Here is a 15,367-nt window from a genome sequence, read left to right as displayed (position 1 = left end):
TTCCCTCAAAACGCTATTTTTATAGAATTTTAACCAAATTAACTACTGATAATTCTGGTTAAATAAACTAGGTTTGTGTATTATACAAATAGTCAAACCTAGTCATATAGTAGATTAATCAAAGATACCATGATCGTGATGTTTCTTACCTATGATAAGTCATAGGTTTGTTTACTTGATTTCTTGAGCCAATTTATTTGGCTCGGAAGTAAAGATATAGAGGTAAAGCAGAATTTCCGTTAAACTCATTTAAAAAAATCCTTACACATCTTGCCCCTCTTCAGAAGCAAGTATTTTCTCGTTAATTTTGACGATAATTCTTTCATCATTTCCATCACTTTTATACTCATTTGCTTGTTTCATCTTATAGTATTGCTTACTCTCAGGCGGCCCAATGATAACCGTATCCGTAATCGGAGCAATGGCTTCTGCTACTTCGCTTGCACTTACTCCATACGCTTTTTGAAACACAACAGGAGGCGTTAAGCGCAGCACGTCGGATCCTTCTGTAGACTCAAATTGATCATTGTTAAAAAAGAGATGCAGATGCGCTTCTTCCGATAGCGGTTCAATCCAATGCCACCAGCCCATCGGTATAAAAACAACTTCGCCTTCTTTTATTCGGTAATTGTGCATGCTGCTTGTATCAGGGTCTAAGACAGACACCTGCACTTCACCTGAAACGACGACATCTAATTCCCACGCGTTTGGATGCCAGTGCGGTTCTCTCATATGCCCTTTCGTCATATATAAATCAACAAACGCACCTCCGAGCATGGCAGGCAGCTGAGTTGAGGTTAGCTGATACGCTATATTTTGGTCATTTCGTTTGAACAGGACGTTTTGCTTATAGTTCACTGACAGATTAGGCGTTCCTGAGCTTTTTTTAATATTTGAATTATCCGGCACAAATCCAGATTTACTCATAGTGTCATACCCTCTTTTCATCAAAAAGTTATATGCACTATCCTATTAAAACTTTTAGCTAAGGGTGTTTTAATTAGGAAAAATAAAAAACGAGCGTTTCCACTCGTTTTTCATCCGACAAGGCGTTCAATTTTCTTTTTCTTCCATACAAATTGATAATAGCTGTACTGCAGGATTAAGCTAACCACAAACGCCGCTGGATACCCAATCCAAATCCCTTTAATTTCAAGAGACGTAAACTGCGACAGCACGTAGGCTACGGGCACTTCTACACACCAAATAGCCATAATACTAAATACCGTAGGCCAAAGCACCGTACCGCTTGCTCGCATCGTGGCGGTAATAATTTGCGCATGACCGAAAATCAAATAGCTCCAAAGCGTGATCACTAACAGCTCTTCGGCAATACGGAGCGTATGCTGACTTGTTAAAAACAGAGCTAAAATTTGATTGGAAAAGAGATAAATAAGTAAAATCAATACGCTGCCAATAACGTAATTCAGCATAATTCCAGAGCGAATAACTTCTTTTAAACGCTCAAATTTATTGGCGCCAATCGACTGCGCCGCAAAAATAGAAACCGCAATTCCTAAGCTGATTGCCGGCATTTGTACATAGCTTGCCACTTGGTTCACCGCTCCGTACGCTGCTGTAGCGTCTGAGCCAAATCCGTTCACAAACGTAATAACCGCAATTTCAGAAAGAGAAACTAAAATCATATTGATACTCGCTGGAATCCCTAAACGCATAAGCAGCTTTAAAAGCGTTCCGTCCATTTTTAATGAAATAGATGAGTCAAACTTCAACGGATGATTTTTCTTGCGTAAATAGATAATCATAATAATGAACGTTAATACGGTTGAAAACACCGTTGCATACGCAGCGCCGTACACTCCAAGCTTTGGCACTCCGATCCATCCAAAAATTAAAATCGGAAGAAAAATGATGTTTAAGACCGTACTCACAACTAAAAAGTAAAAAGGCGTTTTAGAGTCTCCGGTTCCGCGCATAAACGTCGTATAAACAAAGTATAAAAACAAAACAGGAATCGCCACAAACAAAATGCGCGCGTAGTGAACCGTTACGTCAATAATATTAGCCGGCGTTCCCATAATCCGAAGAATATCCGGAGCAAATATGCTTCCCAAAACAGCAAGCACAATTCCGACTAGAAATGTAAACGTGAGCGTGGTACCGATAATTTCTTTGACTCGTTTTTCGTTTTGTGCCCCGTACGCTTGCCCGATTAAAATGGAACTTCCTGAACCAATTCCAATCGAAAACGACACGAGCAGAAAAAACAGAGGAAAAAAAGCAGAAATAGCGGCTAACGCATCAACTCCAAGCGCTCTTCCGACAATAATACTTCCCGCCAGCTGCCCAACTGACTGCATGGCGTTACTTAACATGAGCGGAATCAAAAACACAAGCATCAGCTTACTGACGGATTTTTCTGATTCCACTACTTCACTTTTAACATCTTGATTCTTCACACCTATTTCTCCTTTGTATCAGCTTTCGGCGAATGATAGCCTTTTTCGCCGTAAGGCTGCAGCTTCTCTAACCATTTCGCTTCCAGTTTCAGCAAATCCTTTTTTGAAAGTGCTTTTTCTTCTTCTCTTTTAATCGTTTCCAGCATCTCAATTGAAAAAGCATCCGCCCCGTACGTATTCCACTCGTTTTGAAGCTCTTTATTTTGATGAGTATTCGTCTTTAACGTGAACTTTACGCCGTTTAACGTTTTGATGTTAGGCGTAGAGCCAATGTAAATCTTATCGTTGTGAAGGTTTTTAATTTGATACACGCCGCCTTCTGTTTTTACTTCTTTCGCTAGCTGCTTCATTTGTTTTTTATAGTCTTTTGAGTCCATACTCATCTCTGTCTCTCCTTTTCTCCAGTAGCTGCTTCCGTCTGCGCTGCGCTCTAAGAAACCGTATTCAATTAAATAGCGTCGCAGCACGGCGTAGTCGTCATAAAAAGGTGTTAACCTATCGTTCACTTCTTTTTCGGTATACGTGCTGCCAAACTCAAAATGTCCGCTTAATTCTTCAAGAACAACAAGACGGTGTTTCTCTTGCAAGTGAAAGGTGCGAAGAGGTCCGTTTAAACCTTGCGGAAAGTTCTTCGCTAAAATTTTTTCACGCTCTTCATCACTGATGCTGTAGCGCTGACTTCTTCTAGGCGCTGCAGTGGATGCCGGTAGCTTCTTCTCTTCTTCTCCGTCGTTCAACAGTTCCATCAGCGTTAAAAACACTTTGGCCTGACGCTCTTTTTTCTTTAACGTAAAGCGGTGGTTTCGAATGGTCGATGAACTGCCAATTCCCATTTCTTTTTGAATATCGCTGTCACTTTTTCCTTCCTTAAAAAACTTCACTAAATTTTTTTGATGATCAGAAAGACCCGTTACCTCTTTATCTAGCCCTATTAAATGATGGAATACAGACCCGTGCTGCTGTTCCACATGAAGCTTCATATAGCGTTTTGCTTCATAAAAAACACCTTCCACCGGATAAATAATGCCTTTTTCAATGTTTTCACCGCACAGTAAGCAGTGGTAGTGATCTTCGCTTTCCCCGTACCCTTTCTTCATCTCTTCAAAAGATGATTCCCAAAACAAATCGTTTACCATATAAATAGACACCTTTCTATTTTGTTTATTAATTTATAAACAAATATATTATATGTTTATAAATATGTCAATTCTACGTTTATGATACATAAAAAGATGGAGACATAACGAAATGACTCCAATCAACTGCTAGAAGGAACAAAACAGATCAAACCTACGTTAACCATAACAAAAAAAACGCACCGCTAATCAAACACGTTGATCAATGGTGCGTTTTTCACTTGAGCTAAAATAATTTCGTCCCGGTTTCTTTATTCCATTCACTTAAATAAGGAAAATCCTTAGATATAACGGGCTTATCATTCAAAAGCGTAATCAACTCCAAGCGGTTGCCGTCAGGGTCATTAAAATAAACGCAAGCCGCTGGCATCCACGTATGAACAATCGGCTCTGTTTGGGGCTTTCCAAACGACGTCTCTTCCGGTTCAATGCCTTTTGAACGCAGCCACGTTAACGCTTCATGAATATCTGCTGCTTCAATTCCAAAAGCAAAATGACTACTTTTCAACTCTTTTTCATCGGTTTCCCAAAGTCCAAGCATCTGCTTTTGTTCCCCAACAAAGAAAAAAGCACAGCGCCTCTCTTCAATTTTATGAACAAACGTCAGCCCAAGACGTCTATAAAATTCAATCGAATCCTCCAAACTCCGCACATGCACATGCGTCTCATAAATACTCTTAATCATAGCCTTCCCTCCATCCTTTTCTACTACTATAAGCCATCTCACACCAAACAGCTTCCTAACAAAGAATGAAAAACAATCAGCCTTAAGAACGAGAACCCCCAACAGGAACATACAGCTTTGAAATTCAGAAGAGCACTATAGGTTTGGTTTTGACTACGGTTTTGACCTTAACTACGGTTTTGAGGCCATCCCGCAAGGGGTGGCCTCAAAACCATAGTTCTAGAAAAAACCTCATGGCTGCACTTTAGCCATGAGGTTTTTTCTACATCGATAAATTAAGGATAAATTAAACGTGAGCTTTTGCGAGGCCGATACAGATACCGCCTGAAATAATCAGTACACTCGCAAGAGATACATAGAATAATTGACGCTTTGTTTTCTTTTCTCCCAAGAAGACAATACCGCCAAAAATTGAAATAACGATACCCATTTGCGATAATGAAAAGCTTGTTGCTACGCCTAGTCTTGATTGAGATAAGAATAAGAACATGTTTCCAGATGCCCAAATTAGACCTGGTAAAATATTACGAATCGTATATTTGTTAAATGGCTTATGTTTGTATGTAATGATTAAGCCGCCAATTAACATACCGATTGCTTGCGGGAATAGTGCTGCCCATGCGTCTACGTTGAAAATACGTGCGATAACTACGTAAACTAAGAATCCAAGACTTGAAATGATAAGAGTGATAACTCCTTTTTTCGTTTGTCCTGGAGCCCCTTGTGCTCCTTCTTTTTTACCGTCTAATGAAGAAAGCACAACTCCTGCTAGTATTAAAAGAATCGCAATAGATCCAAGCACAATCGTTTGAAGCGTTGACCATTCTTTAAATACAATAACACCAAAAAGAGCTGTTGATACTAATTGCATACCTGTTGAAATCGGCATTGACTTTGAAACACCAAGGTATGGAACACTTTTAAACTGATTGCTTTGACCTACTGACCAGAACAAACCTGAAACAATTCCGACAATAACAAGCGTTGGCGTTAACACCGGCTGCACAATCATAAACTGAACAAATGAAAGAATCAAAGCTCCAATAATTGTTCCAAGCGTTTGACTGTAAGGTCCACCGCCCATCTTCATACTAACTAAAATCATGCTTCCCCACGCAACGGAAGGAAGAACACCTAGCAAAATATCCATCTTTCTCTTAACCTACTTTCCTATTTCTAATCTATGTACATCGTATGTAACGACCTGCTGCTTTTCTTTCATTAAGGGCTAAGGACCAAGCACTCATACTCCCTCGAATATTCCCCCAAAGGTCCACTTATGCGGATGATGCCTACCCCACAAGGGGGGCAGCAACCGCTTAGGTCTAGAAAATTTGATAGGATCGCTCTTTAGTCCTATTAAATGTTCTACATCGATAAATATATAACGTTTTCATAAATGGTGGTAAAACTGCTATTTCTTGCTGCTCGTACTATACTAACACGAACATTTATTATTTAGCTAGAAATTTTTTTGATTATTTTTTAAAAACAGAAAAAAATTTTTTCTTCTTGCTCTGCAGCTCGCTTCTCCCTCTTATGTGATTTGCAATCAGCAGAAACGGACGCCTCTGCTGATTGCAAATAAGAAGAGATAAAGCCTTTTCATTTTAGTTAGCTACAGGCTTACAAAATTGCTCTACTACTTCTTTGGCTGGAATTGAGCTGATCGCACCTTTTCCAGTTGTCGTTAAGGCACCGCTTGCATTTGCAAAACGTAAAATAGCATCGTGGTCAGAGTCAAGAATAGCGGTTAAGTTTTCTTGTGACACATCGCGGCTTAATAGCTGATAAAGGAATCCGCCAATAAATGCATCTCCTGCACCTGTTGTATCAACAACTGCTACTTTGTAACCGTTTGATTCATAGACTGCTTGTTTTGTATAAAGCGTTGCACCTTCTGCACCTTTTGTGAATACAACTACTTGAACGTCACCTGTAAATAGAGACTGAATCGCTTGCTGTTCATCTTCAATTCCTGTGATAAACGATAGCTCGTCGTCTGAAATTTTGACAATGTGCGCTTGTGGGATAAATTCTAAAATTGTTTGACGGCATAGCTCATGGTCTTTCCAAAGCGGAAGACGTACATTTGGATCAAAGCTGATAACGCCGCCTTTTTCTTTCATGCTTTTAATCGCTTTCATATGAGCGTATTTCATAGGACTTTCAACTAAATCAACCGAACAGAAGTGAAGAACATCGTTGCTTGCAAACCAATCTGGGTTAATTTCGTCTTCAGTTAGCAATAAATCTGCTGAAGGATTACGATAGAAGCTGAAATCTCTTTCTCCGTCTTCGCGCAGAGAAACGAAAGCTAAAGCTGTATTTGCTTCTTCCGTACGATAGACCATATCAGTACCTACTCCTACTTCACGAAGCGTATCTACTAGAAAGTCTCCAAACGCATCTTCCCCAACTTTTGTAATAAGCGCTGACTCATTACCGTATGTAGCAACAACTGCTGCAACGTTTGCCGGCGCTCCGCCTGGCACACGCGTAAACGATTCCACTTCTTTCAATTGAAGACCTTTTTGAGCTGGAATCATATCAATTAATACTTCACCGATACTAAATAACTTACCCATTCTATTCACCTTACTTTTCTTTTTTGTCATATTGTCATACTATGTTCCAAAAAATCCTTAAATCAAATTATACGTCCCAAACATCTTTTTCGTAAAGAGAAATTTCCAATTTATTTTAAAAAAATCGTAAATTATCGTTTTTTTCTCACAATCTTTTATGGGTTAGCCCCCTTCCATCCCTTGTCAAATCTGGGATTTAAATGACCTTCTTAAATAAAGATCACAGAATAAAAAAAGTTAATTTCCAGTTTAAACTGTTTATCTATTCATTTTTCGTTCGACATCTCTTTCCTTATTTCCTGTTTATTCGCCATGAATATGCAAATAATGATAAAAATTCGTGTTTTTACCCCTATTTAAGAAGGAATAGCTTAAAACGTGTCGAATAGACTTAGGTAGGTATATGACATTATGTATGTTACACTAAATACAAGGCAAGGAAGGGAGAATCAGTCATGAAAATCAATGTTTTTCTAGACGACTATCGCAAGTGCCCTGACGGTCATGTTTTAGCCGAAACGATTGACGAATGTATTGATCTGCTAAGGTCATTCGATGTTGAACATTTGTCGCTCGATCACGATTTACTCAGCAAGACACGGAATGGATTAATGCTCGTGCATTTTATGGTAAAGCATCATTTATATGCCGATCGAATTACGATTCACTCCGCTAATCATTTAGGCAGCAAAGCAATGTACAACTGCTTTAAGGATGCTCAAAAAGAGCATAAAATGCCAAACAACATTAAAATTCTAAGATGCCCTCTGCCTCTTCGATGATATCTGCACCCTCACACATTCATTTCAACAGAATCTGTCCGGATTCAATTCTCACAGACTTCCTGTTTCTATAAAATGAAGAACGATACTGCTTGTTCGATACGTATAGATGTGAATACGCTTTAAGCAGTTTATATTATATAGAAGAAAACCGCTCTAAAATACCGTTATGTTAGCTTTAAAAGCAGACTATATGGTACAAAGAGCGGTTTTTTGCTATTTAGACAGTTTAACAGAATCCAAGTCAGCTGAGAGAGCAGCCGGCTGCTTTTTAGCTTCTTTTAGCTGTCTAGCGTTCACGAACCAGTAAATGCTTCCTACAAACAATCCTCCCCCTACGATGTTTCCGAGCGTAACAGGAATTAAATTATGAAATAGTCCAGCAGCCGAAATCGCATCAGGATGCGGAAGCAATAAAGCTAGGCCAAGAAACGTCATATTTGCCACGCTGTGCTCGTATCCTGATGCAACAAATGCAAACAGCATCCAAAAAATGAGCATGATCTTTGCCGCATCGCTTTTAGTGCGCGCAGCCGTCCAAATCGCAAGACAAACAAGCCAGTTGCAAAGAATGCCGCGAAAAAATAATTCACTGACCGGCAAATTCATTTTTTTAGCTGCCAGCGTCATAAGTAAATGGTTCGGTTCAATTCCTTTAAACAAACCGGTTCCGGTAATTAACAAACAAAGTCCAAACGCACCTATCGCATTTCCGATAAAACACCACGTCCAGTTTTTGAACGTATCTTTCCATGTGGTGACTCCCGATAGCGTACTGACTGTATAAACCATATGATTTCCCGTAAACAATTCAGCTCCTGCAAATACGACAAGCAGGAGAGCAACAGCAAAAGATAATCCCATGACAAGAGAAACGACCGGTAAAGAAGCAGAAGCTAAAGGCGCTCCTACCGATAGAGCTAATATAACGCCCAGTCCTACGTAAGCACCCGCTAGCACAGCTAACAGCAAATAACTCGGCAAATGATCATTCACAAGCTTCGTTTTTTCACGGGCTAACTCATTCATTGACTGCAGTGAATTCTTAAGCAAAAGCGTTTCCTCCTTTTATTCGTCTTAGACGCATACTTTTTCTTCTGTTTTTTCCAAAAACCAGGAAAGAGCAGAAGCTTGCTTCACCACTTCACCAATCACAATCATCGCGGGGTTGCTGACTTGCTGCTCCGCAGCCGTGTCTACGATTGTGCCAAGCGTGCCTGTAACCGTGCGCTGATAAACCGTCGTGCCTTGTTCAATAAGAGCGACCGGCGTATCCGCGCTTTTTCCCGCGTCTAAAAGCTGACGGCAAATATACGGCAAGTTTTTAACGCCCATATAAATCGCAAGCGTATCAACTCCTTTTGCTAAATGCTCCCAGCGAATACTTTCCGGCTTGCCGCTTAAACAGTGTCCCGTCACAACGGCAAATGAACGGCTCAGCTCACGATGCGTCACAGGAATTCCAGCATAAGCAGGTGCCGCGATGCCCGCTGTAATACCCGGAACGACTTCAAACGAAATTCCGTTTTGAACGAGCACTTCTGCTTCTTCCCCGCCTCTTCCGAAAATAAACGGATCTCCGCCTTTTAACCGCACGACGGTGTTTCCTTTTCTTGCGTAGTATACAAGCAAATCATGAATATCATCTTGAGAAACGCAGTGATCACCAGGCTTTTTCCCGCAGTAGACGAGTTCGGCTCCTTCTTTTGCATACTGAAGAAGAACAGGGTTCACTAGTCGGTCATATAAAATAACGTCTGCTTTTTCTAAACATTTTGCTGCTTTTATCGTTAGCAAATCTGGATCTCCTGGTCCGGCTCCTACAATGTACACTTTTCCTTGTCTCATCTTCTGCTTCGCTCCTTTGAGTATGTCCCCTTGAATTTTTGTGGCGCGTTGAAAATCAACGCGCCTCGTTACTTATTCTTCAATTAAAAGATACAGCAAATCTCCTTCAACAGACGCTTCGTACGTGTCTACACAGCCGCTGTCTGGCTCTTGTACGTTACCGTCATGCAGGCAAATTTTCCAGTCGTGCATCGGACAGAACACCGAGTCGCCGCTCACGATTCCTTCACTTAGCACCCCGCCTTTATGCGGACAGCGATTTTCAATTGCTCGTATTTTTCCGCTTGATAGCTTAAACACCGCAATTTCTTTTCCGTTTACTTTCACTGTTTTACCCAGGCTTACCGGAAAATCATGAATAGACCCCACGCATACTTTTGTAATGTTTTTATTCACCATCTTTATTTCCCCCCTGCATTATGATGTGACAACTGTTTCGAACAGCTCTTTTTTCGTCTTTTTGCTTTCGACGATTTCTTTCCAAGGATCACGGTACGTAGATAACGCTTCGTCCATACGCATATTCAGCTCTCTTCTCGTCTGGGCGTCATCAAGCACTGATTGAATGTGCGAAAGTCCCATGCGCTCAATCCATGCAGAGGTACGTTCTAAATAATTAGCCGTTTCTCGGTAATACTGCAAATACGCTCCTGTGATGTCCATCAATTCTTCGTCTGTTTTTACTTTATACAACAAATCTCCGCCGCGAAGATGCGTACCTCCATTTCCGCCCACGTAAATTTCCCAGCCGCCGTCAATTCCAATAAAGCCAATATCTTTAATACCTGACTCAGCACAGCTTCTCGGACAAGCAGATACAGCCATTTTCACTTTATGAGGCGTCCATAGTCCTTCAAATTTTTTCTCAAGCGCAATTCCAACGCCCATTGAATCCTGCGTTCCAAAACGGCAAAACTGTTCGCCGACGCATGTTTTCACCGTTCGCAGCGACTTACCGTACGCGTAGCCAGAAGGCATATCTAACTCTTCCCATACGCTAGGCAAATCTTCTTTTTTAACACCAAACAAGTCAAGACGCTGACCACCCGTCACTTTTACGAGGGGAATTTCATATTTATCAACAACATCTGCAATTTTTCGTAAATCTTCTGCATTTGTGACGCCTCCGTACATACGAGGAACAACAGAATACGTGCCGTCTTTTTGAATATTCGCGTGCATGCGTTCATTCACAAATCGTGATTCGCGTTCATCAACGTATCCGGTTGGATTCACCATACCTAAATAATAATTCAGCGCCGGACGGCATTTCGAACAGCCTTCTTCATTATTCCACCCAAGTACATTCATAACTTCACGCGTATGCGAAAGACCTTTTGCTTTAATTTCTTCGACAACTTCATCTCGTGACAAAGTCGTACAGCCGCAAATCGCTTCTTTTTGAGCTGCCGCGTCAAAGTCAGCGCCAAGAGTATGCTGAAGCACTTCCGCTACAAGCGGTTTACATCCTCCGCAAGAGCGAGAGGCACTTGTACAAGCTTTGATTTCATCAACCGATGAGCATCCTTGTTTTTGGATAGCTTCCACAATCGTACCTTTTGTTACGCCGTTACAGCCGCAAATAATATCATCGGCGCTCATGCTTGCTACTAAGCTTTCACCCGCGTTACCGCCAGATGGCTGTAAAATTGACACTTTTGCGACATCCGATACGTCTTCTTGCTTTTGTATCATTGAAAACAGTCGATTTCCGTCGCTGCTGTCTCCAAAAAGAACGGCTCCTACGATTTGATTGCCTCGCAAAACAAGCTTTTTATAAATGCCGTCTTGTTCATCGAACACTTTGATCGCTTTTTTCTCTTCATCTTCCGTGAAGTCGCCTGCCGAAAACACTTCAACACCTGATACTTTTAACTGCGTTGATAAAACTGATCCTTCATAAGGCACTTTTTCTGCCCCGCAAATCGCTTTTGCTAATGCTTTTCCTTGCTCATACAAAGGTGCTACCAGTCCATATACCATTCCTCTATGCTCTGCACATTCTCCAACCGCGTAGATGTTTGGGATATCCGTTTGCATATAGTCATTTACAACAATTCCTCGGTTTACGTTAAGTCCCGCTTCTTTTGCAAGCTGAACATTTGGCTTAATTCCAACGGCCATCACGACTAAATCGGCTTCTAAAAACGTACCGTCTTTAAAAGATAATCCTTCAACTCGCTCATCGCCGACGATTTCCGCCGTTTGTTTTTCAAGCAAAAACTTCATGCCTTGTTTTTCTAATTCGTTTTGAAGCAATTTGCCCGCTGTTGGATCAAGCTGACGTTCCATTAAATACGGAGCTAAATGAATGACAGATACGTCCATTCCTAGATTTAACAGTCCGCGCGCCGCTTCTAATCCAAGCAGTCCGCCTCCAATAACCGCTGCTTTTTTATACTGCTGAGATGCTTGCAGCATTTCATCCGTGTCTTTTATATCTCGAAAAGCCGTAACTCCTTTTTTATCAGACCCTGGAATCGGAAGAATAAAAGGAAGAGACCCCGTTGCTAAAATCAACTCATCATACGATTCTACTCTGCCGCTGTTTGTCGCTACTTCTTTTTTCACTGAATCGATACTAGTAACCGTTTCGCCCGTATATAATGTAATATTGTTTTCTTGATACCAGTTCCAATCGTTTAGCGTAATGTCTTCAACATTCGTATCTCCTTGCAGCACTTTTGATAGTAAAATACGATTATAGTTCGGATGCGGCTCGCTTCCGAAAATCGTAATTTCAAACGCTTCGTTTGAAACCTTCAATACTTCTTCAATCGCTCGAACTCCAGCCATTCCATTTCCAATCAATACGAGTTTCTTTTTTTGCATCTTCCATTCCTCCCCTGGCGTCTATACCTGCTTGTTTCAAAGATATATTTTCTATGCATCTTTAAAGATACATTTAAGATATATGAATTTTCTGAATCGTTCAACTTATGTGTTAGGTTATCTAACATAGTTATGGTATGTATGCGATTCCATTGCTTTAACAGCAAGTAAAAAAAAATAAGTAGTCTCACTACGTCTTAATTAAGATCATCCTTTGCATTTTATTTTGTGATCTTTTTCACAACATTAATTTAGCAAGAATAAATAACCTGAGCTATGATAAAAATCACTCCTATTAAAAATGAGCGATAGTTTGATCGTCTTGTTCTAAAGACTTTGGTTAGTATCTATCATCTATCTTTTCATCAATATGTAAATTGATTATTGCCTGTATCGCAGACCAAGCAATTCTAAATGTATATACGTCAAAAATAACAATCCCAAAAAATTCTTTATAAAGAATTTTTTAGATAAACTGTTCTTTATAGTATTTACTATCACTCCTATATTCTTTATAATGAAAATACATAACCTTTATAAAGAACAGAACAGAGAATTAAAATGCCACTCGTAAACATTAAAAAACTTTGGACTCCTTTAGAAATCTTTGGCTTTAAGCTTTATAAGTGTAGAGATACAAAAAGCTACTACTATAAAACGAGGAAAAGTCATAATCTAATAAAATTATAAAAGACAAGCCCTATTCCTTTTTAAATAGGGCTTGTCTTTTTATTCTCCTGTAAACCAATTCACAACGTACTCTCCCCACACTTCATTTCCTTTTTTCGTTAAATTACCGCTGTCTTTATTTATATATTCTCCTAAATGAAAGGGCCAAATGAGCGAGTGATTCATATAATATACCCAGTTTGCTTCAGATACTCCCCTGATCGCTTCTACCCCTTCTTCATAGGACTCCGTTTGTGAAATGTAAGGCTGTGAAGGCTGAATCATAAGGGTTTTTTTCAAGTCTTTAAGCTGATGAATCAGCTTGTCTGTATTTTCAAGCGTCTCATCTAGCGTAAGATGCTGATAATCATTTTTAAGAGGTGCTTCAAACAGAATAATGTTTGGCTGAAGTTGATCAATTTGATCGGCAATATGTGAGGATAAAAGCTTATCAGTTGTCCCGTTACCATATGAAAGTGTTTTAACCGTAAATACATCACTTCCATATGTAGCTGCTAGCTCTTTTTTTAACTGCTGTGGCCACCCTGCTTCCTTCGCGGATGTGGCAAGCACAAGAGTCAGAGGCTTTTTATTTGCGATAGATGACTGGATTTGCTTTGTAATAAAGTCCGGAAGATTTTTTGTGTAAGCAGATACATCAGAAAACTGTTTTTCTTTATGTACAACAGCAGTTTTTACTTCACTTGCCTGCGCTTCCGTTTGCTTCTGCCAGTGCTGCGTCCCCGCATACATCACCGCCCCGCACAAAACAGCCGCCGCCACATTTATCCCAACCATCGCCTTCATTCAATCTCCCCTTTACAAGTTCTTCTTACAATCTCAGCAGCTTGCTTTCATAAAGAAGAACTCAAAATTAGTAGCTCCTGCGAATATACCCTCAAAGGCTCATCCGGATAGGTCTAGCAACTCTACCATCACTGCTCTTCCGTGATGGTAGAGTTGCTACATCGATAATAGATATATAAATAGTATAGATTAGTAGAATTTGGAATGGGGGACCTTTCGTACGTAAAATCTCTACAAATACGTATATACTTCGCATATTTCCTAGCGAAACGTGAAGTTTCTGGGGAAATTACGTCACGTTTCTTAAAAAGAAAACATAATGTACCCTCATTCGCGCATGTGATCTTCTCCTTGTACAGTAGAGATACCGGCGGAATACAGCAAAAACGCGTTTTTGAAAAAGGAATGCTACATGCAAAAAAGCTCGTTTGATCAAATCGCTTCATCTTTTCATCCATTAATTGTATCGATGATTAAAAAGTTTCACATTTACAAAGACTACGACGAATATTATCAAATTGCGTTGATTGGTTTATGGAGAGCGTATCAAAAATTTGATGAAAACAAAGGCTCTTTTTCCGCTTATGCCTACACAACCGTGCGCGGTACGATCCTTTCTCATTTAAAAGGCACCATTTTATACGAAGAACGTGAAACACCTGCTGAGCAAAACCTGCTTTCACTAAACGAAGATCCCGCTCTTCCCGTTCCGCTAGAAAGTGAAATCATTGAGCAGCATATCGAACACTTAACAGGAAGAGAAAAAATCTATGTACTCGAACATCTGCTAGAAGGCTACTCGTATAGAGATATTGCCTATAAATACGGAGTCTCTACGGGAGCCGTTAAAAACTGGGGAAAAGCAGCTCGCAAAAAGCTAAAGGCCTCGCTTCTTCAAGAGTAAGAAAAAGAGGAAGCTTATGATAAGCTTCCTCCTTCCGTTCATATGTGTAGTCCAAACGATTGTTCATATGTAGGACAAGTTTATTCGATAAATCGAACGCATTATGCCAAGACAACCGGACTTTCTAAACAGTAATTGCGAATAACAGCTGCTCTGGCCAGTTTTTTTTCTAAACTATAATAAGAAAGCTTAACTGGAATGAACGTTCCGTCTTTGAAGTGAATTAGCATGGAGGATGAATGAACTGTAGCAAGCGTATGTGAAGTATGAACGTGAGAGGAGAAAATCCAAGCGCAGCTGTAGTCATTGGGCGAAGATGTAGGAAACGCAATAATCGCTTGTGAACGACTAATGACAAGAGGTGTAAGCTGTTTGTACGGAAACATTTTTCGAACGGCGGCAATCGATCCCTTAAACGTACTTAATTCTCGAATGCACGCTTCTTCTAATAATTGCTTACACGTCTTGCTTAGCATGTATTCTCCTGCTTCATCCAGCACCTTTGTGCGGTGAATAGGATCGTTCACTGGAATCAATGCTTTTGTCGTCAAACCAATTTGATATTTTTCATCATTTGTCATACATCTACCCCCTTTGCTACTTTATAACTATTCTATACTATCGAAACGGGAAAAATCTAGTCTTTTTTTCTCATTATTTTAAATATTTTGAACATATTTTATATCAAAGAAAAAA

General features: G+C 40.1%; 14 protein-coding genes. 2 read left to right on the top strand and 12 right to left on the bottom strand.

All coding sequences use genetic code 11. The features are described 5' to 3' along the window. Positions 1-261 precede the first annotated feature (261 nt). The 6 genes from BG04_RS17320 to BG04_RS17295 all read right to left on the bottom strand — a co-directional run bounded on the left by BG04_RS17320 (position 262) and on the right by BG04_RS17295 (position 6,829). Positions 262-927 carry a cupin domain-containing protein gene (locus tag BG04_RS17320; protein WP_034653669.1) on the bottom strand — a complete coding sequence of 222 codons (666 nt, stop codon included), beginning with the start codon at positions 925-927 and terminating at the stop codon, positions 262-264. Positions 928-1,037: 110 nt separating this feature from the next. Continuing rightward, positions 1,038-2,360 (bottom strand): MATE family efflux transporter, encoded by a 1,323-nt coding sequence (locus tag BG04_RS17315; protein ID WP_211186224.1) that lies wholly within the window; start codon positions 2,358-2,360, stop codon positions 1,038-1,040. A gap of 62 nt (positions 2,361-2,422) precedes the next feature. Next, positions 2,423-3,556 (bottom strand): DUF2087 domain-containing protein, encoded by a 1,134-nt coding sequence (locus BG04_RS17310; protein ID WP_034653675.1) that lies wholly within the window; start codon positions 3,554-3,556, stop codon positions 2,423-2,425. Between the two features lie 226 nt (positions 3,557-3,782). Continuing rightward, a complete protein-coding gene (locus BG04_RS17305) occupies positions 3,783-4,241 on the bottom strand; it encodes a VOC family protein (protein WP_034653678.1) in 459 nt (152 codons plus the stop codon). Between the two features lie 286 nt (positions 4,242-4,527). After that, the gene (locus tag BG04_RS17300) at positions 4,528-5,391 is read right to left on the bottom strand and encodes a GRP family sugar transporter (protein ID WP_013082140.1); all 864 of its coding nucleotides are present in this window, start codon (positions 5,389-5,391) and stop codon (positions 4,528-4,530) included. A gap of 460 nt (positions 5,392-5,851) precedes the next feature. Then, the gene (locus BG04_RS17295; protein WP_034653681.1) at positions 5,852-6,829 is read right to left on the bottom strand and encodes a carbohydrate kinase family protein; all 978 of its coding nucleotides are present in this window, start codon (positions 6,827-6,829) and stop codon (positions 5,852-5,854) included. Between the two features lie 455 nt (positions 6,830-7,284). On the opposite strand from BG04_RS17295, the gene BG04_RS17290 reads away from it, so the two are divergent. After that, positions 7,285-7,611 (top strand): cyclic-phosphate processing receiver domain-containing protein, encoded by a 327-nt coding sequence (locus tag BG04_RS17290; protein ID WP_034653683.1) that lies wholly within the window; start codon positions 7,285-7,287, stop codon positions 7,609-7,611. Positions 7,612-7,827: 216 nt separating this feature from the next. Here BG04_RS17290 and BG04_RS17285 read toward each other — a convergent pair whose 3' ends face one another. The 5 genes from BG04_RS17285 to BG04_RS17265 all read right to left on the bottom strand — a co-directional run bounded on the left by BG04_RS17285 (position 7,828) and on the right by BG04_RS17265 (position 13,767). Then, complete coding sequence (locus BG04_RS17285; protein WP_080743088.1) at positions 7,828-8,664, bottom strand: formate/nitrite transporter family protein; 837 nt, start codon at positions 8,662-8,664, stop codon at positions 7,828-7,830. A gap of 24 nt (positions 8,665-8,688) precedes the next feature. Continuing rightward, the gene (cobA, locus tag BG04_RS17280; RefSeq protein WP_034653686.1) at positions 8,689-9,459 is read right to left on the bottom strand and encodes a uroporphyrinogen-III C-methyltransferase; all 771 of its coding nucleotides are present in this window, start codon (positions 9,457-9,459) and stop codon (positions 8,689-8,691) included. 72 nt (positions 9,460-9,531) lie between these two features. Further along, on the bottom strand, positions 9,532-9,858 hold the full coding sequence (gene nirD, locus BG04_RS17275) for a nitrite reductase small subunit NirD (RefSeq protein WP_013055862.1): 327 nt from the start codon (positions 9,856-9,858) through the stop codon (positions 9,532-9,534). Positions 9,859-9,876: 18 nt separating this feature from the next. Next, positions 9,877-12,291: a nitrite reductase large subunit NirB gene (gene nirB / locus BG04_RS17270; RefSeq protein ID WP_034653689.1), complete on the bottom strand. Its 2,415-nt coding sequence runs from the start codon at positions 12,289-12,291 to the stop codon at positions 9,877-9,879. Between the two features lie 729 nt (positions 12,292-13,020). Further along, complete coding sequence (locus BG04_RS17265; RefSeq protein WP_034653692.1) at positions 13,021-13,767, bottom strand: hypothetical protein; 747 nt, start codon at positions 13,765-13,767, stop codon at positions 13,021-13,023. A gap of 412 nt (positions 13,768-14,179) precedes the next feature. Between BG04_RS17265 and BG04_RS17260 the strand changes: the two genes are divergently transcribed. After that, positions 14,180-14,671 (top strand): sigma-70 family RNA polymerase sigma factor, encoded by a 492-nt coding sequence (locus BG04_RS17260; RefSeq protein WP_034653695.1) that lies wholly within the window; start codon positions 14,180-14,182, stop codon positions 14,669-14,671. A gap of 101 nt (positions 14,672-14,772) precedes the next feature. Here the strand turns inward: BG04_RS17260 and BG04_RS17255 are convergent, their stop codons facing one another. Next, on the bottom strand, positions 14,773-15,252 hold the full coding sequence (locus tag BG04_RS17255; RefSeq protein WP_034653697.1) for a competence protein ComK: 480 nt from the start codon (positions 15,250-15,252) through the stop codon (positions 14,773-14,775). Positions 15,253-15,367: the final 115 nt, after the last annotated feature.

It is taken from the genome of Priestia megaterium NBRC 15308 = ATCC 14581, from assembly GCF_000832985.1.
GTDB lineage: Bacteria > Bacillota > Bacilli > Bacillales > Bacillaceae_H > Priestia > Priestia megaterium.
Note: the sequence above shows the minus strand (reverse complement) of the source record. Positions and strands in the feature narration are given on the sequence as shown.